The 20,804-nt window shown below is 70.0% G+C and carries 22 protein-coding genes and 2 pseudogenes; 18 read left to right on the top strand and 6 right to left on the bottom strand.

From position 1 onward, the window contains the following. Window positions 1-7: 7 nt before the first annotated feature. The 4 genes from ACIQZO_RS06000 to ACIQZO_RS05985 are packed head-to-tail and all read left to right on the top strand — an operon-like array spanning window position 8 to window position 3,351. On the top strand, window positions 8-688 hold the full coding sequence (locus ACIQZO_RS06000; protein WP_403620723.1) for an RraA family protein: 681 nt from the start codon (window positions 8-10) through the stop codon (window positions 686-688). Further along, complete coding sequence (locus tag ACIQZO_RS05995) at window positions 685-1,740, top strand: DUF2332 domain-containing protein (protein ID WP_403620720.1); 1,056 nt, start codon at window positions 685-687, stop codon at window positions 1,738-1,740. Before ACIQZO_RS06000 ends, ACIQZO_RS05995 begins: the two co-directional genes overlap by 4 nt. Before the next feature lie 17 nt (window positions 1,741-1,757). After that, a complete protein-coding gene (locus ACIQZO_RS05990; RefSeq protein WP_403620717.1) occupies window positions 1,758-2,534 on the top strand; it encodes a sugar phosphate nucleotidyltransferase in 777 nt (258 codons plus the stop codon). Next, on the top strand, window positions 2,509-3,351 hold the full coding sequence (locus ACIQZO_RS05985; RefSeq protein WP_403620714.1) for an alpha/beta hydrolase-fold protein: 843 nt from the start codon (window positions 2,509-2,511) through the stop codon (window positions 3,349-3,351). The genes ACIQZO_RS05990 and ACIQZO_RS05985 overlap by 26 nt, the downstream gene beginning before the upstream one ends. 18 nt (window positions 3,352-3,369) lie before the next feature. Here ACIQZO_RS05985 and galE read toward each other — a convergent pair whose 3' ends face one another. The 3 genes from galE to ACIQZO_RS05970 all read right to left on the bottom strand — a co-directional run bounded on the left by galE (window position 3,370) and on the right by ACIQZO_RS05970 (window position 6,340). Then, complete coding sequence (galE, locus tag ACIQZO_RS05980; RefSeq protein WP_403620711.1) at window positions 3,370-4,365, bottom strand: UDP-glucose 4-epimerase GalE; 996 nt, start codon at window positions 4,363-4,365, stop codon at window positions 3,370-3,372. A 389-nt stretch (window positions 4,366-4,754) separates the two neighbouring features. Further along, the gene (locus tag ACIQZO_RS05975; protein ID WP_403620708.1) at window positions 4,755-5,327 is read right to left on the bottom strand and encodes a GNAT family N-acetyltransferase; all 573 of its coding nucleotides are present in this window, start codon (window positions 5,325-5,327) and stop codon (window positions 4,755-4,757) included. Further along, a complete protein-coding gene (locus ACIQZO_RS05970; RefSeq protein WP_403620705.1) occupies window positions 5,327-6,340 on the bottom strand; it encodes a hypothetical protein in 1,014 nt (337 codons plus the stop codon). The genes ACIQZO_RS05975 and ACIQZO_RS05970 overlap by 1 nt, the downstream gene beginning before the upstream one ends. Window positions 6,341-6,908: 568 nt before the next feature. On the opposite strand from ACIQZO_RS05970, the gene ACIQZO_RS05965 reads away from it, so the two are divergent. The 7 genes from ACIQZO_RS05965 to ACIQZO_RS05935 all read left to right on the top strand — a co-directional run bounded on the left by ACIQZO_RS05965 (window position 6,909) and on the right by ACIQZO_RS05935 (window position 11,181). Continuing rightward, on the top strand, window positions 6,909-7,391 hold the full coding sequence (locus ACIQZO_RS05965; RefSeq protein ID WP_403620702.1) for a hypothetical protein: 483 nt from the start codon (window positions 6,909-6,911) through the stop codon (window positions 7,389-7,391). Between the two features lie 98 nt (window positions 7,392-7,489). After that, window positions 7,490-7,918, top strand: a complete 429-nt coding sequence (locus ACIQZO_RS05960; protein ID WP_403620699.1) for an ATP-binding protein — start codon at window positions 7,490-7,492, stop codon at window positions 7,916-7,918. A gap of 83 nt (window positions 7,919-8,001) precedes the next feature. Continuing rightward, window positions 8,002-8,190 carry a hypothetical protein gene (locus tag ACIQZO_RS05955; protein ID WP_403620697.1) on the top strand — a complete coding sequence of 63 codons (189 nt, stop codon included), beginning with the start codon at window positions 8,002-8,004 and terminating at the stop codon, window positions 8,188-8,190. A gap of 87 nt (window positions 8,191-8,277) precedes the next feature. Beyond that, entirely contained in the window at window positions 8,278-9,393 is a 1,116-nt protein-coding gene (locus ACIQZO_RS05950; RefSeq protein WP_403620694.1) for a radical SAM protein, read from the top strand. Next, window positions 9,390-10,007: a dTMP kinase gene (tmk, locus tag ACIQZO_RS05945; RefSeq protein WP_403620691.1), complete on the top strand. Its 618-nt coding sequence runs from the start codon at window positions 9,390-9,392 to the stop codon at window positions 10,005-10,007. Before ACIQZO_RS05950 ends, tmk begins: the two co-directional genes overlap by 4 nt. After that, entirely contained in the window at window positions 10,004-10,816 is an 813-nt protein-coding gene (locus ACIQZO_RS05940; protein ID WP_403620688.1) for an endonuclease/exonuclease/phosphatase family protein, read from the top strand. The genes tmk and ACIQZO_RS05940 overlap by 4 nt, the downstream gene beginning before the upstream one ends. A 29-nt stretch (window positions 10,817-10,845) precedes the next feature. After that, the gene (locus ACIQZO_RS05935) at window positions 10,846-11,181 is read left to right on the top strand and encodes a MazG-like family protein (protein WP_403620685.1); all 336 of its coding nucleotides are present in this window, start codon (window positions 10,846-10,848) and stop codon (window positions 11,179-11,181) included. Window positions 11,182-11,467: 286 nt separating this feature from the next. Here the strand turns inward: ACIQZO_RS05935 and ACIQZO_RS05930 are convergent, their stop codons facing one another. Continuing rightward, window positions 11,468-13,198: a tyrosine-type recombinase/integrase gene (locus ACIQZO_RS05930; protein ID WP_403620682.1), complete on the bottom strand. Its 1,731-nt coding sequence runs from the start codon at window positions 13,196-13,198 to the stop codon at window positions 11,468-11,470. A gap of 86 nt (window positions 13,199-13,284) precedes the next feature. Here ACIQZO_RS05930 and ACIQZO_RS05925 point away from each other — a divergent pair, with 86 nt between their 5' ends. From ACIQZO_RS05925 to ACIQZO_RS05905, 5 genes and pseudogenes are all read left to right on the top strand, one after another. Then, window positions 13,285-13,692, top strand: a complete 408-nt coding sequence (locus ACIQZO_RS05925; protein WP_403620679.1) for a thioredoxin family protein — start codon at window positions 13,285-13,287, stop codon at window positions 13,690-13,692. A gap of 41 nt (window positions 13,693-13,733) precedes the next feature. After that, on the top strand, window positions 13,734-15,161 hold the full coding sequence (locus ACIQZO_RS05920) for a dihydrolipoyl dehydrogenase family protein (RefSeq protein WP_403620676.1): 1,428 nt from the start codon (window positions 13,734-13,736) through the stop codon (window positions 15,159-15,161). Window positions 15,162-15,442: 281 nt separating this feature from the next. Continuing rightward, window positions 15,443-15,982 carry a hypothetical protein gene (locus ACIQZO_RS05915; protein WP_403620673.1) on the top strand — a complete coding sequence of 180 codons (540 nt, stop codon included), beginning with the start codon at window positions 15,443-15,445 and terminating at the stop codon, window positions 15,980-15,982. A gap of 75 nt (window positions 15,983-16,057) precedes the next feature. Next, the gene (locus ACIQZO_RS05910) at window positions 16,058-17,785 is read left to right on the top strand and encodes a hypothetical protein (protein ID WP_403620670.1); all 1,728 of its coding nucleotides are present in this window, start codon (window positions 16,058-16,060) and stop codon (window positions 17,783-17,785) included. A gap of 94 nt (window positions 17,786-17,879) precedes the next feature. Then, window positions 17,880-17,978: pseudogene (locus ACIQZO_RS05905) on the top strand (phosphodiesterase); the annotation flags it as partial. A 41-nt stretch (window positions 17,979-18,019) separates the two neighbouring features. Here ACIQZO_RS05905 and ACIQZO_RS05900 read toward each other — a convergent pair. Both ACIQZO_RS05900 and ACIQZO_RS05895 read right to left on the bottom strand, forming a co-directional pair. After that, entirely contained in the window at window positions 18,020-18,382 is a 363-nt protein-coding gene (locus tag ACIQZO_RS05900) for a hypothetical protein (protein ID WP_403620939.1), read from the bottom strand. Between the two features lie 7 nt (window positions 18,383-18,389). Then, window positions 18,390-18,977 (bottom strand): annotated as a pseudogene (locus tag ACIQZO_RS05895) (transposase); the annotation flags it as partial. Window positions 18,978-19,204: 227 nt separating this feature from the next. Between ACIQZO_RS05895 and ACIQZO_RS05890 the strand changes: the two are divergent. Then, complete coding sequence (locus ACIQZO_RS05890; RefSeq protein WP_403620667.1) at window positions 19,205-20,215, top strand: RCC1 domain-containing protein; 1,011 nt, start codon at window positions 19,205-19,207, stop codon at window positions 20,213-20,215. Between the two features lie 147 nt (window positions 20,216-20,362). Beyond that, window positions 20,363-20,734 (top strand): hypothetical protein, encoded by a 372-nt coding sequence (locus ACIQZO_RS05885; RefSeq protein ID WP_403620664.1) that lies wholly within the window; start codon window positions 20,363-20,365, stop codon window positions 20,732-20,734. The last annotated feature ends 70 nt before the right edge of the window (window positions 20,735-20,804 follow it).

Here is a 20,804-nt window from a genome sequence, read left to right as displayed (position 1 = left end):
CACACCTGTGTCCACACGCGAGATCCGCACCGACTTCGACCGGCCCACCGCCGGCGAGATCGCCGCCCTGTCCCAGCTCCCCGTCGCCTCGATCGTGGACGCCCTGGGCAAGAAGGGCGCCCTGTCGTACTGCCTGCGCCTGCTCACCCCCGGCCTTGTGCTGTGCGGCAGCGCCGTCACGGCCCTCGGCCCGGACGTCACCGTCCGACGCGCCGCGATCGACCTCGCGCAGCCCGGCGACATCGTCGTGGTCGCGGCCGGCGGCGGCAAGGAGAAGTCCTGCTTCGGCGGCGCGACCGCCGAGCACATGCAGAGCCGCGGCATCACCGGCGTCCTCGTCGACGGCATGGTCCGCGACGTCGCCGAGCTGCGCCGCCTCGGCTTCCCGACCGTCGCCCGGGGCACCACCCCGCTCAACCACACCTACCCCGAGGGCCAGGAGGACGGCGCGGTCAACGTCCCCGTGGCCATCGACGGCATCACCATCGCGCCCGGCGATGTCCTGGTCGGCGACGAGGACGGGACCGTCGTCGTCCCCCGCGCCCAGGTCGCGGACGTCATCGCCACCGTGAGGGCCGCCATCGAGGCCGAGGCCGAGAAGTGGGCGGCCCGTCGCGGCCAGAGCCTCGGCGCCGTCGAGCAGCTCACCGCGGCCGGCTACACGATCATTGAAGGGGCATCGGCGTGACCGACCGCTCTCAGCTCGCCGAGACCTTCCGGCGCTTCGCGGACCAGCAGTGCGCCGGGCTGTCCCCGCTGTACGCCACCCTGTCCCACGCGGTCGCGCGGAGCGCCGACCTCCTGGACCTCGCGGCCGGCACCCGGCCGGGCCAGCCCGCGCCCAACATGCTGCTCGGCGCGATCCACCACATCCTTCGCCGAGGTGTCCAGCACCCGCTGGCCAACTACTTCACCGGCCACGAGGACCTGGCCGCCGACGACGCGGACGCCCTGCTCGCCGACTTCTGCCGCCGCCACCGGGCGCAGATCGAGCGGATCATCTCGACCCGGTCCGTCCAGACCAACGAGGTAGGCCGCTGCTCCGTCCTTCTCCCGGCCTTCGCCGCCCTCCAGCAGCAGCTCGAAGGCCCGATCCGGGTCGTGGACGTCGGCGCCAGCGCCGGACTGAACCTCCTCTGGCCCCGCTACACCTACGACTACGGCGGCCGCCGCATCACCCTGTCGGACAGCGACTTGGACACCGTCCTGACCTGTGACATCCGGGGCGGGACCCCGCCCTTGACCCTCGACCCGGCCCGCTTCGTCCGCCCGGTCGGCATCGAACTCGACCCGGTGGACGTCACCGACACCGAGGCCACCGAGTGGCTGGTCAGCCTCACCTGGCCCGAGCAGACCACCCGGATGCGCACCCTGAACTCCGCTCTGGCGCTGGCCTCAAGGAATCCGCCGACGATCCTGGCCGGCGCCGCCGCAGACCACCTCGCCGACATCGTCGCCGAGACCCCGGACGACCAGCACCTGGTGTTCGTCTTCTCGTGGTCGATCTACCAGATCTTCGGCTCGCCCGGCGGCCGGGAACGCCTCGTCGACACCGTTGCCCACCTGAGCCAGCGCCGCCCCATCCACGAGATCTCCATCGGGCACTTCGGCCAGGAGATCCCGCGCATGATCATGGCCACCCACGACGGCGGCGTGAGCCGCTCTGACGTCGTGGCCCACTGCGACGTCTACGGCACCTGGCTCCACTGGCTAACCGACCCCGCCCAACCGGGCAACTGACCACGGAGGAGACCGTCATGACGCGCACGATCACCAGGGCTGTCGTGGCCGCCGGCGGGGCCGGGTCGAAGATGAGCCCGATCACCCGCATCCTCCCCAAGGAGATGCTCCCCGCCGGACGGAAGCCGATCCTGGAACACCTCGTCCTCGAACTGCGAGACGCCGGGATCGACAGCGTCCTCTTCGTGATCTCCTCGCACAAGCCGCAGATCCCGGCCTACTTCGGCAGCGGTACGGAGTACGGGATGGACTTCTCCTACCGCGTCCAGGACGACGGCGCCGGCCCTGGGGCGCCCATCCTCGCCGCCGAGACGTGGACGCAGGGGCAGCCCTTCGTTCTCGCCTTCGGCGACAACATCATCTGTCCGACCCCCGACGGCGAGGCGCCCTTGCGGCGCCTCGTGCGAAACGAGGCGGACCGCTGCGCCGTCCTCACCCGCCTGCTTCCGGCGGACGAGATCCCGCCGCACGAAACCCTCCTGTCCTCGGCCGCCCCGCCCCCGCAGCGCATCGGCCCGTACGCCGTCACCATCGGCAGCGGCGACCTCGACCTGACTGACGCCCGCTGGGTGCACGCATGTGCGGCGCGCTGGATCCTTGGCCCGTTCGCCTTCGAGGCCCTGCGCGCCTGCCCCCGACGCCCGAACGGCGAGCTCTACCTCATCGACGCGATCCAGCGCTGGATCCAGGCCGGGGCCACCGTCACGGCGCATCCACTCCTGGCCACGGAGAAGCGCTTCAACTGCGACCACTGGAGGGCCTACGAAGATGCCGTTGCCACCCTGCGCACCTGACGAAGGCCCCCCGCCGCCCGGCCCTCGTGGCCGGGCGGCGGCCGAGGCCACCCCGCTCCCACCGGTCCGGGTCCCGCTGGAAAGTCCGTTCCAGGAAGCGGGTACCGCGGTCACCCTGCTCCGGCCCCGCTCGGCGGTGCGCCGGGTCGTGCTCGTCCTGCCCGTCGAGAAGCACGACGGCACCAAGTACGGCAGCAGCCTGGAGGAGATCGCCCGGCTTCCCGCTTCCCTGCTCGACGGGACGCTCTTCGCCGCGCCGACGTTCAGCGCATCACCGTGGCTGGTCAACCACGTATCCCGCGCCGACCAGCAGCAGGAGGACCACCTCACCAAGGTGGTCGTACCCACCCTCCTGGCCCTGTACGAGAGCGAGCAGCCCCGCCCGCCCGTACACCTGCTTGGGTACAGCAAGGGCGGATTCGCCGCCCTCAACCTGATCGCGCGGCACCCCGGCGTCTTCGCGGCGGCCAGCGTCTGGGACCCCTCGCTCCTCAGCGACCGGCCGCCTCACCCGCAGCTCGTTGAACTCGCAGGGGACGCCGCCCGGCTGGACGTGTACGACGTGCGCTCGAACCTGCGCCGTCACGCCGGGCATTTGCGCGGCGCCCGCCGTATCGCTCTCGGCGGCATCGGCACCCTGGAAGCCGACTGGACGGCCGGCCGTCAGCTTCTCCAGCGTCTCGATATCCCGCACCGCGCCTACAGGGACGCCCCGTCCGAGCACCGTTGGAGCGCCGCGTGGCTCGCCCCCGCGATGCGGCATTTGCTGGCCCTCGAAGCCCGGCTTCACCCCGGCCCCGGTGCCCGGGAGGGGTGAAGCCGGGAGCCGGGACGGTCAGTCCTTCAACCGCTCGTCGCGGATCGGGATCCAGTCCAGGGCGGACCGGATGCCCTCCTCCAGGGACAGCCGGGGGGTCCACCCCAGCAGCTCGGCCGCGCGGTCGCTCTTGGTGTAGCCGCCGGCCACGTCACCCGGGCGCGGGTCGGCGTCTACCGTGGCCAGTGGCGTGCTGACGACGGCGTTGAAGGCGTCGCACAGCTCGCGGACGGTGGTGCCGTTCCCCGTGCCCAGGTTGATCGCGGTCGAGCGCGTCGTGTCCGTGAGGATGGAGTCGAAGCGCTGGATCGCCGCGACGTGGGCGGCGGCCAGGTCCCACACGTGCACGTAGTCTCGGATGCCGGTGCCGTCGCGCGTCGGGTAGTTCGTCCCGGTGATCGGGAAGGGCCGCCCTTCCTGGTGGGCCTGGATGAGTACGCCGAGGGCGTGGCTGGGGCGCCTGAGCTGGAGCCCCGTGCGCAGCTTGGGGTCGGCGCCGACTGGGTTGAAGTACCTCAGGGACAGCACACGCGGACCGGCCGCGGCGATGTCGGCGAACATCTCCTCGCACACGGCCTTGGTCCGCGCGTAGGGGCTCTGCGGCGCGAGCGGCGAGTCCTCGGAGACGGGGGAGCCGTCCTCCGCCTGGTAGATAGAGGCCGAGGAGCTGAAGATGATGCGGTCGCACTGGTTGCGGTGCAGGTGCTTCAGGAAGGACAGGGACTTGCTGACGTTCGCCTCGTAGTAGCCGATGGGGTCCGCGACGGACTCCGGCACCACGATCAAGGCGGCGCAGTGCACCACGGCGGAGATGTCCGGGTGCTCCGAGAAGATCCGGTCGACCACGGCGCCGTCCGCGATGTCGCCCTCGTAGAAGGTGCGCCCCTCGGTGAACTCCCTGCGGCCCCGGACGAGGTTGTCCAGGATCACGGGCGTGATGCCCGCGTCCAGGCAGGCCGAGGCGACCGTACTGCCGATGTAACCGGCTCCCCCGGCGATAAGGACAGTCGTCACGATGTTTTTCTCCCGGTTCGTTCCAGCCCCAGTAGGCGACGGGCAGCAAGGCTAGCGGAGAAAGTCCCTCCACCAGCCCCACCCCCGAACGATCGCGCCGGTGTGCCGGGCCGGCTCCATTCCATCGTTTGGCATGCATGCAAGCCGCTGGTGCGGCACACTGGAGCCACTGCCGAGCGGCACTGAGCAGGAGCCGCTTGATGCGCCGCAATCCCCCCTTGCGGCCCGAGTGAAGCGAGCCCGACCGCGCCCACCCCCCCCGAGCGCGGTCGGGCTCCGTTCGTGTCGGGGACTGGCTTGCATGCGAGCCCGTCGTATCGTCGAGCCGTCCATCTGCTGTGCGACGCGGAGACGCCCCGCTCTCGAGCGGGGCGTCTCCGCGTGCAGTGTCAGAGCGTGGCTGGCCGGCTGTTGAGGTCGAGGACCATGGCCCGGTAGAAGGGTGCTTCCTCCCACGGGTGCGAGGTACCGACAGGTCGGTAGCCCCACGAGGCGTACGCGGCCTGCGCCGGGGCGGCCTCGGGTTCGGGCCGGACGGTGAGGGTGACCCGCTCTATCGGCAGGCCGTCCAGAAGTGCGTTGTGGAGTGCCTTCGCGGTACCGCGCCGCCGCCAAGCCTTGCGGACGGCCAGCTCCAGGATCACCCAGGTCCGGGTACCAGTCTCGTGGGTGAAGTCGTCGGCCAGGTCTTCGTCGACGTTGCTCCACCACCCGGTGTCGGAAGGCAGGTAGTACCCGTACGCGAACCCGATGACCTCTGCGGCTTCGCGGGCGATGATCAGGCGCATCCCGATTCGCTGCGCGTGGTGGACGTAGTGCTCGATGAACTGCGCCACGTCGGAGGGGCCTTCGCTGTACGGCGGCTCGGCATACACCTCCTCGTACGCCGGGAGGAAGTCGTCGAGTGCTGCTGCCGCGGCTTCCGGCCCGTCGTAGCGCTCGTACGTCACCTCGGCGGACATCACGCGGCCTCCTTGGTCCTGGCGTACTCGGTCAGCTCGTCGGCGGCGTCCCGCGCGGAGCTGGCGTCGACCGCGCGGAGCGATTTCGTCACGGTGCTGAGCCGCCTCATCACGCGGCCAGACTCAACTTCCTCCAGCGCCTCCAGGCTGGCGACGGCGTGCGCGGCGGCCTCGTCGGCTTCGCCGGCGTCCACGAGGGCCTGAGCCAGGGTGATGCGGTACAGGGCCCGGTTCCGGCCGTAGGTGGTCTCCTGGTGGGCGAGGGCGGCGCCGAGGAACCGGGTGGCTGCTCGGTGGTTGCCCAGTTCGGTGTAGAGGAGGCCCTGTGCGTAGTCCAGCTCGGCCGGCCCGTGGAACTGAGTCCACTCGGGGGAGGGGCGGCCCCGGCCATTGCGGTCCACGAGCTGCATGGCGGCGGAGAGCCGCGTCTTCGCGCCGGAGCCGTCATCCATCAGCGCCAGGGCGCGGGCCTCGCGGGCGGCGATGAGCGACTGGAGTACCGGCGAAGCGAGCTGGGTGGCGCGCTCCTGAGCGGCGCGGGCGAGGTCGAGACCGTCGCGGGCGCGGCCTTCGTAGCACGCCTGGAGACTCATGCTGGAGAAGACCAGGATTTCCAGATTGCTGTCGCGCAGCATCGTCGCGGTGGTCAGCGCCTCGCCGAAGTACCGGCGGGCGTTGTCCTGTTCGTCCGCGTCGTAGTAGAGCCAGCCGCAGTGCTCGGCGATCTCCCCGGCAAGGAGTCGGAGCTGACGGCCGATCGTGTCGGGGTAGGTCCCTGTGGCGATGATGCGACGGACGCGAGTCAGGTGCCGCACCGCGAGAGACCGGACGTCGCCGCCGCCGTACGCGTCGTCGAGCTGGAACAACGAGCGAAGGCCGGCCCGCAGCTCCAGGAGGTGAGTGGTGCCGACGGCACCGGTCTCGCCGGGTGGGCTGAGCGGTCGCGAGTGGGCTGGTAGGCCCAGCCCGGTGACGACGCCGATACCGTCGGCCATGAATGCTCGTCGGTCCACGGAGGTGCTGCCCTTCTTTGCGGAGAGTGCTGCACCCCCAACGTTCGCACCTGGCGGAGGTCCGGGAAACCCGAGATCCGTGGGTGACACACCAAACATGGCGTGCAGCACTCGCCAAGCGCGTGCGCGCGGCATGGGAGGCTTCGGCGTCTTCCACCGCCGGTACTGACGGTCGGTCAGTGTTACTGCCTCGCCCAGGACGTCGGCAGTCGCCTCGAAGGCGTGCAGAAAGTCCGCCGGCTTCTCCCAGCGGTGCAGGAGACAGGCCTGCTCAAAGGGCGTCAGTACGTCCACCCGGTCACCTCCGGTGATCTGAACCTTCCCGACGGTAGCGACTTTCGTCACATCGGAAAGACCGCTTGCCGCGAAAAGTCCGCTGGAAAGTCCGCGCGAAGGTCCGGCGGTCCGGATTCAACGGGAGTTGGCTCGTAGTGAGGGCGTCAGCCCGTCGGTTGGCCATCGACCCGCCTGGGAGTGCAGAGCAATGCCGAGCACACGCACGAGAGATGACGGTGACTCTGGCCTCGGCCTCGTCCCTACCGCGATTTCGACCGCGACCGAGCGGCGGATGGCCTCCGGCCACTGGCTGTTGTCGGCGGCCGAGTCGATCTCTGACGCCACCGCCCAGTGGAAGGACGACGGAGAGACTTGGCTGCGGCCGGGCGCGCTCTTCGCGGCGGTCATGGTCTCCGCTGCCGTGGTCCACTCCGCGATGGGGGAAACGACCCCGCAGCGCTGCGCCCCGCGGCTCCGCGACGCGCTGGAGGGTCCGGTCATCTTCGACCCGGCCGCCTGTCGGCAGGAAGGCGGATACACCGCCCTGCTGCCGGTGAGCGCCAGTCGCTTCTGGACCGTGCCGAGCACGACGCTGCACCCCTCCCGTGCCTTGCTCCTGGTCCCGGCGCCTGATCGATGTGCACCGGTGGACGGCAGGCCGTGGTGGGTCGTCCCTCTCGACGGACCCGCGCAGCTCTGCTCGACAGCCCTGCTAGCCTCCCTCGCCAGCCTTGGCCGCCGTCGTCTTATCCCATCGGACGGTGAGCTGCGGTGACTGAGGCTCTGACCTGGCCTGTGCAGGACACGAGGTCCCGCCCGGCCGAGAACGAGGCTGGTGGTGTAGGCCGCCGGCCCAACCGGATCGGCGCACGCATGTCGATGTTCGAGTCTGCTGCCATCGGAAACCCCGCCTACACCCAGACCTTGGACCCGGAGCCCGCCTCCGCGCAGTTCGCGCGCAGTCTGGTCGCTTCCGCGCTCCACGTCTGGGAGCTGGAGGAGGCGGAGGACGCCGCTCTCCTCGTGATGAGCGAGCTGGTGTCCAACGCGATCACGCACGCGGGGTCCGGCTCAATCCGGGTGATAGTCACCCGGCAGGCCAAGCACGTGGTCAGGCTGGCCGTGGTCGACTTCTCGCGGGAGCTTCCGCAGCAGCGCGAGGTAGCCGGCGACTCTGAGCACGGACGCGGTCTGGCCATCGTCGCGGCCTTGACCGACGACAAGTGGGGGGCTGACCCGCTGCCCTGGGGGAAGCGGGTATGGGCCGAGCTGACGGTCGTGAAGGAACGACCCGATGCATGACGACCGCCCCGGCCAGCTCGTCTACGTCGGATTCCTGCTGGGCATGATCGGCATGCTCGTCTACGGCATCTGGTACGGCCCCGGTGTCTGATCCGACCTGGGTGGTCGGCGCCTGCTGGCGCTGCGACGCCAACGGCCTGCCGGTCATGTGGATCGGGGACGTCCAGAGCCGCGACCTCGGCCACGTGGGTTTTTACGCTTGCGAACCCTGCATGCAGCGCCTCGAAGCTCTGATACGCGCGCATTTCAGCCTCGCCCGCGAGCCCGGCTGACCCAGTTTCCCGCCCGGGACGTCCTGCATCGGCGTACGCCCACGGGCGGGCTCCACCCCACCCCGGAACACCTTCTGGAGGCCACCTATGTCCGGACGAGCCATCATCAGCACAGGGCAGGCCGCATCCTGCTACTTCCGAACGTCCGTGGACGCCCCCAATCGGAAGGCCCTCATCCAAATCTGCGAGCCGTGCAACGCCCTCTGCGGCCACTGCTTCGTGGTGGCGACGAAGCGCGGCAACTACATGCCCGTGGACGCCATCCGCGACCGCCTGGTCCCGCAGCTCATCGAGGCCCGGGTCACGAAGGTGACGCTGACCGGCGGTGAGCCGTTCATGCACGAGGACCTGATCGAGATCGTCGCCCTGTTCCGCGCGGCCGGTATGTCCGTCGGCGTGTGCACCAACGGCACCATGTGCTCGGACGAGCAGATCGACGCCCTGGTCGAGCTGGACGCGCACATGAACGTCAGCTTGGACGGTTTCGCGGAGGAGTCGCACAGCATCTTCCGCGGCCTGCCCGGATGCTTCGCCGAGACGATCGACACGATCAAAAGGTTCGCGACGGCCGGAATCCTCCAGGGCCTCCTGTGCACGCCGAACAACCTGGCCGAGGACGTGGAATACCGCCAGCTCGTCGAGTTCGCCCGCGAGCAAGGCGCGACCTACGTCCTGATGAACCCCCTCGGGAGCATGGGCCGCGGCGCATCGCGGTCGGCGCAGGGCAAGCTCCGAACCCCGGACGACCAGATGCGGGAGATCGCCGCGATGACCGCCCCGTTCGAGGCGGACGGGCTCGAGATGGTCAACATCAGGTTCCCCAACGACGAGAAGCCGCTGGCCGGGTGCGAGGCGGGGAACATCATCTACGTCTTCACGGACGGCGCCACCGCGATCTGCCCCTACCTGGTGTTCGCCGCGCGGACCAAGGCCTCAAAGCACCCGGACACGGACTTCCTCGTCGGCAACGTGTGGAAGGACGACGACATTGCGGCCCGGCTCGATAACTACGGCCGGTTCAGCGACCGGTGGGACCTCGGCGGCAACCCGACGTGCGGCTCCTGCTCGCTATCCCCTTCGTGCGGCAAGGGCTGCCCCGCGGCCGTCGTCGCCGCCGGCGAGCGGATCGGCGCCGTCGACACCGAGCTGTGCCCGGTCGTCCCGAAGAAGTCCCTCGTCCTTCCCCTGGTGAGTGTGTTGTGACCGGCCTCTTCGTCACGATCGACGGCCCCGGCGGTGTCGGGAAGTCCACCGTCGCCCAGCTTGTCGTCGACCTTCTACGCGAGGACGGCGCCGCCGTGCACCGCACCCGGGAGCCCTCCGATACCTCCCTGGGGACCCTGGCACGTGCCGGGACCGACCTCTACAAGGGCATGGCGATGGCGTGCCTGATCGCCGCCGACCGGTACCAGCACGTCGAAGAGGAGATCCGGCCAGCCATCGCCCAAGGCCAGACGGTGGTCTGTGACCGCTACATCGCCTCCTCCCTCGTGCTCCAGGTCCTCGACGGCGTCAGCCGCGACGCCGTGTGGGAGCTGAACAGACACGCGGACATGCCGGACCTGGCCGTCATCATCAACGCCCGTGCGGACATCGTCGAGAAGCGCCTGACGGAGCGCGGCGCGCACAGCCGGTACGAACGCGAGGCCGGATCCAGCGAGCGCGAATGCGGCCACTTCCGTGAGGCCGCTAGATTCCTGATGGCCGCCGGCGTTCGCGTCCTCCAGCTCGACGCGAGCACCACCGAGCCGAAGGCGGTCGCCGCGGCCATCGTCGCGGCGATCAAGGAACCATGGATCACGAGGGGCAACGCATGACGGCGCTGGACGTGCTGACGTTCAACCTGAACAACCCGAGCCGGGAGCGGGCCGAGCGACAGCTCGCCTACCTCGCGGCCCGGCCGGAGCAGGTCCTCGTCCTCACTGAGACGGCCTCCAGTGCTGGGTGCGGCTTCCTGGAGGAGCGGTTCCTGGCGGCGGGGTACTCGGTGACGTTCCCCAGGCCCAAGGCATCCGGCGAACGGGGCGTGATGATCGTGAGCCGCCTCGTTACGCGGGAGCTGGACACCGGCGTGGACGTCCTGCCGCACCGCGCGGCCGGGGTCACGGTCGACACGGACGATGGGCCCCTGGACGTGATCGGCCTCTATGTCCCCTCCAGGAACGCTACGGAGGAGAAGACCGAACGGAAGCGGACGTTCCTCCAGGCCTGTCGGAGCAACCTGCCCTTCGCGGAGAGCGCCGCGCGGGTCGTCATTGGTGACCTCAACGTCTTGGAGCCGGCGCACGTCCCCAAGTACCGCTTCTTCCTCCCCTTCGAGTACGAGTTCTACGGCTGGTTCGGGATGGCCGGGTACTCGGACGCTTTCCGGGCCCTGCACCCGGACGCCCTCGAATACACCTGGGTCGGACGGACCGGTGACGGCTACCGGTATGACCACGCCTTCGTGTCCGGCCGGCTCACCGACGGCTTGCGCGGCTGTTCGTACCTCCATGAGCCGCGCACGATGACTGGCCGCCTGACGGATCACTCGGCGCTGACCGTAGGTCTGGCGGTCACCGCGGCGGTCCCGCTGACGGTTACCGACCCGAGGCCGATTGAGGCCCCCGCCCCTTCTCTGTTCTGATCGCCCGCTTTCGCAAGGAGAACCACCTGATGGACCCGAAGACCTGGCAGCAGATCGAGCAGCTTCGCGGCTGGCTGGACAAGAACGCGGGTGACCTGAGCGAGCGAGAGCGCATCCTGCTGCGCGTTCTCAAGATCAACGAGGAGGCGGGGGAGGTCGCAGAGGCAGTGCACGGCGCGCTCGGCGGAAATCCACGGAAGGGCGCCTCGCACTCCTGGGCTGACGTGGAGAAGGAGCTGTGCGACGTGATCGTCACCGCGAGTGTCGCGCTGGCCTCGGTGAACCCCGAAGCGGCGGCCAAGGTCTTCGAGAACCGGCTCCAGCACCTCGTGGACCGAGTGATCCCGCCGGCCCCGGAGGGGTAAGGAGCGTAAGCCCAAGTGACGCGTTGTGCCACAGGGGTTACGAAAGGTTCTTTCAGAAGGTAATCATAGACATGCGCAATCCGGTCATTGTCCGGAAGCGTCGGGTGCCGACGTACCCCTGCCGGGGTGCGTCGGCACCTGTGCGGGCTGCCGTGCTCCGCAAGCTGGTCAGCCCGTGAGGCGGGGGCCTGTCGCCGAAGGGCGCGGGCCCCCGTCCTCGGCCCCTGAGGCGGCAGCCCGGAGAGGCTAAGGACGGCATTCTGCGTCGAGCGACCGTGCCCCTGATCTACCGGGCGGAACCGGCTAGTTCCCGCATCGGACGCTTCGCGTCCTGCAACACCTCTTCCTGGGCCTTCGCGAATGCCTCGCGCACGGCCGTCTCATCCGCCCCGTATGCTCGGACGCTGGTGAGGGATCCCTTCACTCCGTCGTCGCCGATCGTCTGGAGAGCAGGCTCCTCGGTGTACGAGTCCTCGAAGTCCCACCGCCATGAGCCCCGAATCTCACCAGCGTCGGACTCCGAAAGGGTCATCGAGCCATCAGCGTTGTAGAAGGCCGGGCCCATCTCCCAGACCCAGGCCCGGCGCACTGTCCCATGATGAAGAGGGCCGGACTCCTCGGTATCCCTCCATGCGTCACCGGTCATCCTCTCGACCCGCACCTTGCCGCCGCGTTCTCGCACCCAACGCTCCGCGATCTTCTCCGCGGCGTCTTCGGCCTCGAAGGCGACGGCGTACTCGCCAAGCGTCGCGACGTACACCGCGGCGGCTCCCAGAAATGTCGCTGTGATCGAGGCCCCCGTTGTTGCGGTGACTCCCATGACGCGGTTGAGCGTCTCAAGGGCGGCCACGTGGGCCGTCTCCAGCAGATGGCCATAGCGGTCGCTCGTCGTCTTGATCGACTCGTGTCCGACGCGTCGCTGGATGTACGTGAGGCTGTTTCCGTCGGAGATCAGCGCCGCGATGTGAGAGTGCCGGAGATCGTGGAACGTCGGCTGCTTCCACTCCGGCAGGATTCCTCTGGCCTTGGCCCTCCTGACGGCCGTCCTCCAGCGCTTCCAGAACGTCCCGTACTTGATCCGTTGCCCCGCTCCGTCGTGGAAGACCAGTGCGTCCTTGTGCTGCTTGGCGAGACCGTAGTCCTGGAGCTCCTGCCACAGGCTGGTCGTGACCTCCACGCTCCGACGCCCGGCCTTCGTCTTCGGTGGGCCAAGGTAGAACAACGTCGCCGTGCGTCGCTTCCAGGCTCGGGTGACCCGTACTTCGTACCTGCCGGGCTGGGTGCTACGGACGTGCCGCGTTGCCAGTGCACTCAGTTCACCCCAGCGCATTCCCGTGCCGTACGCGGTGCGCACGAGCATCCGGTCCATGGGGCGGCGGAAGCAGGTGATCAGGCCGGCGACCTCTTCTGGAGTCATGAACTCCATCGCGTCATCGTCGTCTTCGCCTCCGCCATCGGGGAGCCGGGTCAGGTCGCACGGGTTCCGGTCACGTAGGGGCGGTTCGGCGACGACGGCCTCGTTCAGGACCGAGGACAGCAGACCGTGGAGACCGCGAAGGGTCCCGGGCGACATCTCCTTGAGCTTTCCCCCTCGCCCATGCCGAACCTTCGTGCCCGCCATCAGGGTCACCCAGGCGCCGACCGTCGCCTTGCTGAAGTGCTTCGCGGATCGGACGTCGCAGGTGCCGAAAGTCGGGAAGATGTGGTTCTCCAGCGCCCTGACTTGCGCATGCTTGTAGTAGTCGCCCGCGGTGCGGTTAGCGATGGAGCGTCGGGCGTATGCCTCGAACTGGTAGACCGACTCGTCCACCTGCTCAGAGCTGACGTATCCCCGTCCCTTCACCCACCCTGGAGGCCACCGGTGGCCGGCTTCCTCGACAGCGGCTTTGAAGACCTTCGCTCCTTCCACGTCCTCCGGAAGAAAGCGCTCCGTCTGCCACTCACCGTCCATGCGCCACTTGACCTGATGGCTCGTGACGGAGCCATCCTTGTTCGTTCGCGGGGTTAGGCTCGCCATGACGCCATAGTGTTCCCGTTGTGTTCCCGTGCTGTCTCGGGAATCAGCCAAGATTCCGCTATTTACGCACGTCGGAGGCCCGCAGAATGACAACCGTAGAGCTGACCAAGGAAAACTTCGACCAGACGGTCAGCGAGAACCCGTTCGTGCTGATCGACTTCTGGGCGGGCTGGTGCCGGCCGTGCCTGCAGTTCGCCCCGGTCTACGAGCGGGCTTCGGAGGCACACTCGGACCTTGTCTTCGCCAAGGTGGACACCGAGGCGCAGCAGGAGCTGGCCGGGGCCTTCCAGATCACCTCGATCCCGACGCTGATGATCGTCCGCGATCAGGTGGCCATCTTCGCGCAGCCCGGCGCCCTGCCGGAGGCGGCCCTGACGGACCTCATCCGGCAGGCCCGTGATCTCGATATGGACGAGGTCCGCGCCAAGATCGCGGCGGAGCAGAAGGGGGCTCAGGGCGCCGGTGCGCAGGAACCCGGCACGCCGGAGGCCTGAGGGTCCACCGCGCGGCCCTGCCGGCGGAGAGACTGATCCGTATGACTGAAGCGGTGGAGTACGACGTAGTGGTCCTCGGCGGGGGCCCGGCCGGCGAGAACATCGTCGACCGGACCCGTGCCGCGGGACTGAGTACGGCGCTCGTCGAGAGCGAGCTGGTGGGCGGCGAGTGCTCGTACTGGGCCTGCGTCCCGAGCAAGGCGCTGCTGCGCCCGGCCCTGGCCCGGGCAGACGCCCGCCGGGTGCCGGGGCTGGCCGAGGCCGTCGAGGGCCCCCTGGACGCGGCGGCGGTGTTCGCGCACCGCGACTACTGGACCGGTGACTGGAAGGACCAGGGCCAGGTCGACTGGATCGATTCGACCGGCGCCGACCTGTACCGGGGCCACGGCCGGCTCTACGGCGTCCGCAAGGTCGCCGTCACCAGCCCCCAGGGCGAGCACCACATCCTGTCGGCCCGGCACGCGGTCGTGATCGCCACCGGTACTCGGGCCGTGATCCCCGACCTTCCCGGCATCGCCGGGGCCGGCCCCTGGACCAGCCGCGAGGCGACCTCCGCGAAGGAGGCCCCCGGGCGGCTGCTGATCGTGGGCGGCTCGGTGGTGGCCGTCGAGATGGCCACCGCATGGCAGGCCCTCGGCTCGCAGGTCACCGTGCTGGCGCGGGGGTCCGGGCTGCTGCCGCGGATGGAGCCGTTCGCGGGAGAACTGGTGGCCGACGCGCTGCGCGAGGCCGGGGCGGAGGTCCGTATCGGGGTGTCCGTCGAGGCGGTCGAACGGGACGGTCCGACCGGGCCCGTCAGCGTGGTCCTTGAAGGCGGCGGGACACTGGAGGGCGATGAGCTGCTGATGGCGACGGGCCGCGCGCCGCGCACCGAGGACATCGGGCTGGACACCGTCGGGCTCGCGGCCGGGAAGTGGATCGACGTGGACGACACCTGCCGGGTGCCCGCGCACGACTGGCTCTACGCCGTCGGAGACGTCAACCACCGCGCGCTCCTCACCCACCAGGCCAAGTACCAGGCCCGGATCGTCGGCGCCGCGATCGCCGCCCGCGCGGCCGGCGCTCCGCTGGACACCGAGCCGTGGGGCGCGCACACCCCGACCGCGGATGTCCGCGCCCTCCCGCAGGCGGTCTTCACCGATCCGGAGGCCGCGGCCGTGGGCCTGACCCTGGCCGAGGCCGAACGGGCCGGGCATCGGGTGCGGGCGGTCGACTACGACATGGCCAAGGTCTCCGGCGCCGGGCTGTACGCCGACGGCTACCGGGGTCGGGCCCGGATGATCGTCGACCTCGATCGCGAGGTCCTCCTCGGGGTCACCTTCGTCGGTCCGGGCGCCGCCGAGATGATCCACGCGGCCACGATCGCGGTCGCGGGGGAGGTCCCGATCCAGCGCCTGTGGCATGCGGTGCCCTCCTTCCCGACCATCAGCGAGGTCTGGCTGCGGCTGCTGGAGACCTACCGGGGCTGAGGGACCCCGTTGGGGGAGTCCTGGACGGGCAACACGGCAACACGGCAACACGGCAACGGCAACACGGCAACACGGCAACGACAACACGGCCCGGCTGCGCCGCACGGCGCGGCCGGGCCGTGCGCCTTTGCGCCCACACCCTGACCGGCGTACGCCGCAGGGAAGTTGACCGGCCGTCACAGCGGTGGAGATGGCGAGAAGTAGGCGTACAACCTTGATCAATATTAGGTTAGCCTTACCTCAGTTTTTACGACTTCCTGTGCCTGAAAGGTGTTCCAGTGATGCGTGCTGCCTCCCTGTCCCGTACCGCCGTCCGCGCGGCCGTCGCCACCTCCGCCGCCGTCGCGCTCGCCGTCGGCGCGGCCGGCTCCGCCTCCGCAGCCACCTCGACGCGTACGGTCACCGACGGCGCGACCACCTTCAACCTCAGCCTCACCGCGCCCTCCGCCGCCGCTGCGGCCGGTCAGAACGTCACGGTCACCGGCAGCGGCTACAGCAGCGCCAAGGGGATATACGTGAGCCTCTGCGCCGTGAGCGGCGCGCCGGGTGCGAACAAGCCCACCCCGTGTCTGGGCGGTTCGGACCAGTCGGGCACCACCGGAGCCTCGCACTGGATCAACAACGTCTTCGGCGGGACGCTGGCGAACACCTCCAAGTTCGGCCCGGGCGGCAGCTTCAGCGTCACCATCCACGTCAAGGCGGACCTCGGCGGCGGCCAGATCTGCGGCGAGACGGTCGAGTGCGCCATCGTCACGCGCGCCGACCACTTCAACTCCTCCAACCGCAAGTACGACGTCCACGTCCCGGTCACCTTCAACTAGTTCGGTCCGTCCGCGGCCGGCCCGGGCCGGCCCGGCCCGGGACCGACTCCCGACCCACCCGTCGACGAGGAAGCCATGACACCCCGACACCCCCTCACCCCCGGTCGTGCGGGCGGCGCCTGTGCCGCGCTGGCGCTCGTGCTGGCCTCGGCCGCCACCGGAAGTCCCGTTTCGGCAGCCGGGGGTGAGGGGGCCGACGCGGCGCCGGGCACCGTCGCGTACCGGTCGGTGGCGCAGTTCGCCGCGGCCGGCAAGCCCCGCGACCTGCTCCTGCATCCGGACTCGAAGAAGCTGTACGTCGGTTCGGATGATCTGCCCGAGACCGCCGACGTCAACGAGAGCGGGCTGCACGTGCTGGATCCCGCCGACGGCAAGGTGCGCAGCACCGTCGGCCAGGCTCCCGGGCCCACCGGCACCCTCGGCCGGCGGGCGGTGCGCCGACTCCTCGCGCCGCTGCCCGGTGACGGGGCGGTCTTCTTCTATCCGCTGCGCGGGATCGGCACCGCCAAGGACGGCGACGCCGCCGCGGCGGGGGCGTGGGTGCCGGGTGCGGCCGTCACCCACGCCACCGCGGGGCTCACCCCTTCGACGGTGCTGGTCGCGCAGGGCTCCGTCCTCTCCGAGGTGGAGACCGCCACAGCGGCCATCAGGCGCTCGGTCGCGCTGAAGGGCGGCGACGGCTTCGCGGTCGACGCGGTGCGCGGCGCGGTGTGGTTCACGGACTTCGGCAACCGCCGCATGTACCGGATCGACGCGACCACCTTCACGGTCACCACGACCGTCGAACTCCCGGCCGGCGAGGGCTTCGCAGGGTTCACGGAGGTCGATCCCGAGACCGGCGCGGTGTGGGTCGGCCTGGACGCCTCTGTCGTCGTCCACGACGCGACGGGCAAGCGCCTGGGCGTCCTCGACGGCGGCGCCGACATGCCCCGCGCGGCGGATTTCGACCGCACCACGCACGAGGCGTTCGTGGTGTGGCAGGACGCGGGGGACACCTCGCAGCCCGGCAGTGACAACAACGGCTCGCTCACCGTGCACCGCACCCGCGATCTGCGGGAGGTCGTGAAGCCGGTCGTACTTCCCGGCGTCCACGTGCAGTTGGGGAGCGCGGCCGTGGCCGTCGAGCCCGGTGGCGCGGCCGTCTTCGTATCGGACCCGGTCGCCGGGAAGATCACCCGGCTGGAGCGGGCGATGTCCCCACGGGTCACCAAGAACCCTGCGGACCAGTCGGTCACGGCCGGTACCCGGGTCTCGCTGACGGCCGAGGCGGAGGGGACGCCGCCGCCCACGGTCGTCTGGCAGGTCAGCGCGGACGCGGGCCGGACCTGGCGGGCCGTGGAGGGCGCGACCTCGCCGACGTACGGCTTCACTCCGGCGCTCTCCGACAGCGGTTGCCGCTACCGGGCCGAGTTCGCCAACGACTTGGGGACGGTCCACACCACCCCCGCCGCCCTCACCGTCACCATCGCGGACACCACGACGGGTGGCGGCGGCGACGCCGGCTCCGCCACGACGGGCGGCAGCGGCAGTACCGGCGGGTCGGGCTCCACCGGCTCCACCGGGAGTACGACGGCGGGCTCGGACGGCGCTTCCGCCGCTACGGGCGGCGCCGCGGGCACCCCCGGTACCGTCGGCGGCGGCTCGGCCGGAGCCACGGTCGGCGGCGGTTCCAATGCCACCGCCACCGGCGGTGCGCTCGCCTCCACCGGGGTCGCCGTGGCCCCCCTCGCCGGGAGCGCCCTCGTGCTCACGGCAGCCGGATGGGCGCTGAAGCGCCGCGCGCGGCAGCGTAGCGACGGCTGACGACCGGAGACAACCCGGCGCAGGCAGGAGGTGGTTCGGCAGGTTGCATGGGTGTCCGCCCCTCTCTTGACCGGAGACGCAGGAGACACCGCGCGTGATCGTGATCGCCCACCTCAGCGACGTCCATCTCGACGGTGACCGGCGCGCGGCCGACCGCACCCGCGCCGTCATGGCGTACCTCGACGCCCTGCCCCACGACCTGGACGCCGTGCTCGTCAGCGGGGACATAGCCGATCACGGGGAGGCCGCCGAGTACGAGGGGGCCGCCGAGACTGGCGGCCGGGCTCCAGAACCGCATACCACCCCGAGGGCGTGGCCGAGCTCGTGGGCGGCGGCCATCCGGCGGGTCGCTGGAGCGTAGGTGTCCATACGCGTCTTGCTGAAGCGGATCAGGTCCGTCGCCCCCGGCCCGGGATGCCGCGACCACGCCCCGGCCGCAGAGCCCCGCGGGTCGGAGAAGCCCTCGTAGTTCAGGTCGTTGACGGTCGTCGCCGCATCCGGAGCGATCCTGATCCAGGGGTTGCGGGCCATCACCTGGTACCAGGCGGCGGCGAGCAGCATGCGGGCCGGGTCCTCCTCTTCTTCGTGGGCGGCCACCTCGGCCGCCGCCCCGGCCCCGGTTCGCAACCTGGTCGGACCGCTCGGGAATGGTGCGGGCGATGCCATGGCGCCGCAGCCAGGTGCGGATGGCTCTCGAGCTGTAACCCTTGTCGCCGATCACGTGGTCGGGCCGCTTGCGTGGCCGGCCGGGTCCGATGCGGGGCACCCGTATCGCCGCTATCACGGCGGTGAACTGAATGCAGTTGGTGTTCCCGCCGGCCAGAACGAAGGCGAATGGGCGGCCCTCTCCGTCGCAAGCGAGGTGGATCTTGCTGGTCATCCCGCCCGGGGACCGCCCGAGAGCCGGGCTGCGGAGCCCCCCTTTTTTCGGGCACCGGCCGCATTTGCTGGTGAGCACGGACGATGCTGGAGTCGACCGATACCAGCCACTCGATATCGCCTGCGGCATCGGCCTGGGCCTGCACGGCCTGGAGCCGGCGATCCCGGTCCTGAACTTCCACACGATCCTGTTCGGAACCGTCCGCTCATCCAGTCGTGGCCGCCCCAGCACAGGCCGGGGCAGCAACGGCTGCACGAGTTCCCACTCGGCATCGGACAGTTCATGGCGGCGTATCACCACTCCATGATCCACAAACCAAGATCGCTTCGACGGCAGGCCCTTGCGGCCACGGCTGCGGAAGTGGGCCCGGTTCAGCAGAACGCCGCAGCCGTTCCAGGATCGTCTGGCTCCTGGCCAAGGGCAGGATCGGGATCCCATCAGCAGCAGAGCGGCCGGCGGCGCCCCCTCTCATCGGGGAGGGTGCGCAGGGCCCTGGCTGGGGAACGCCGGCTCTCGAGGCTGAGCGCTCGATCCGGCGGATGACGCCAAGGGAACCGCTCCGCTCCGCAGGAGGTCTCCCTGCGGGTGTCACGCCAGGACCTTCAATACTGCATCGTAGGGTGGCGTCTCATGTCGCGAACTCGCGCCGAGCACTGGGAGGCGGAATGCTCACCAACTCGTGGGCGCTGGCGGCCGGAAGGCGTCATTCGGTCGGACGGCGCTGGGATGGAACCGTTCTCGCCGTGGGCAATACCGCAGCCGCTGAGTGTCGTGTCGAGCGTTGGAAAGACGTCATCGCGGTGACAGCCGGCAACGTCCATACCGCGACGAACACGGGCAGGTCCCATACGGTGGGACTCCGGTCGGACGGCACGGTGCTGGCAACGGGGTGGAATGGCGATGGGCAATGTGATGTCGCCGGATGGCGAGGCGTCACGGCCGTGGCTGCAGGCTGGCGCCGCACGCTCGGGCTACTCGCGAATGGCCGCGTGCCGGCGGTTGGCCGGAGTGCAGAAGGGCGGTGCGACGTGCAGTGTTGGCGCGAGACGGTCGTCCTCTCGTGTGGTGACTGGCATTCGGTCGGCGTCCGGTCGGACGGTTCAGCACTGGCCGCGGGGAGCAACCGGCGAGGGCAGTGTGACGTTGAAGCGTGGCGTGACCTGGCCGCCATCTCAGCCGGGTATCTCCATACCGTCGGCCTCAGAGTCGACGGGCGGGCAGTAGCGACCGGCGACCCGGCAACCGGGGCGTGCGAGGTCGATGAGTGGGAAGACGTGGTGGCTCTCGGCGCGGGCAGCTACCACACGGTCGGGGTCACAGCCTCCGGGCGGGTCCTCGCAGCGGGAGACAACAGGTACGGGCAGTGCGAAGTCGGCGGTTGGCGCAGCATTGTCGCCGTGGCGGCCGGTTCGACGCACGCCCTCGGCCTGCGTGCCAACGGCACAGGCGTGACCGCAGGGAACAATGCCGACAGACAGTGCGAGGTCGATGCCTGGTCCAGAGTCCAGCTTCATAGGCCCGGGACGCGCCGACGCACTGACGTGCCGTGACCTCAGAGCTCCAGAGACCTCCTTCTGATTCCAGTCTTCAGGGACCCCCGGGCGAGCCCTTCCACGCGAGGGGCCTGCCCAGGAGCCGGCTGGATGATTGATTCCAAGGGGTAGCTGCACGGACGCGAGGGCGCCCACTGTCAGTGTGTGACGACCGAGATGGACACCCCCGCAACTGCGCTGTACGTGGAGGTCGATGACCCTTTGAAGGCCTCGCCGCATCTTGCGCCGCGGCGGCCTCGGGTGGGCCTTGAACCGAAGCTCAGTGACGCGGAACCGGTGATCCTCGCGGTGATGCAGTCGCTGCTGGGCTTCGTCTCCGAGGCCCGCTGGCTGCGCTGCGCCACGCCCACGCTGGCTCAGCAGCTCGTCGACCGCGGTGACGAGACGCTCCGTGGACGAGGTGATCTGGAACGCGGTCAGCGCGACGGGCCTCGACCCGGCGCAGGGTCGCCGGACCGTTGCGGCCGACGCCAACTCGAAGAGCGGCCGTGCCGTTGCCGTTCGACGTGGTTCTGAACGTGGCCGTGATGACGGTGGTGTGCTGGGTGCGAGCAGCCCACGGCCCGGGCCGGCAGCAGGTGTGATG

Source organism: Streptomyces sp. NPDC097617, assembly GCF_044761485.1.
GTDB lineage: Bacteria > Actinomycetota > Actinomycetes > Streptomycetales > Streptomycetaceae > Streptomyces.
This window is presented reverse-complemented; position numbering and strand designations above follow the sequence as displayed.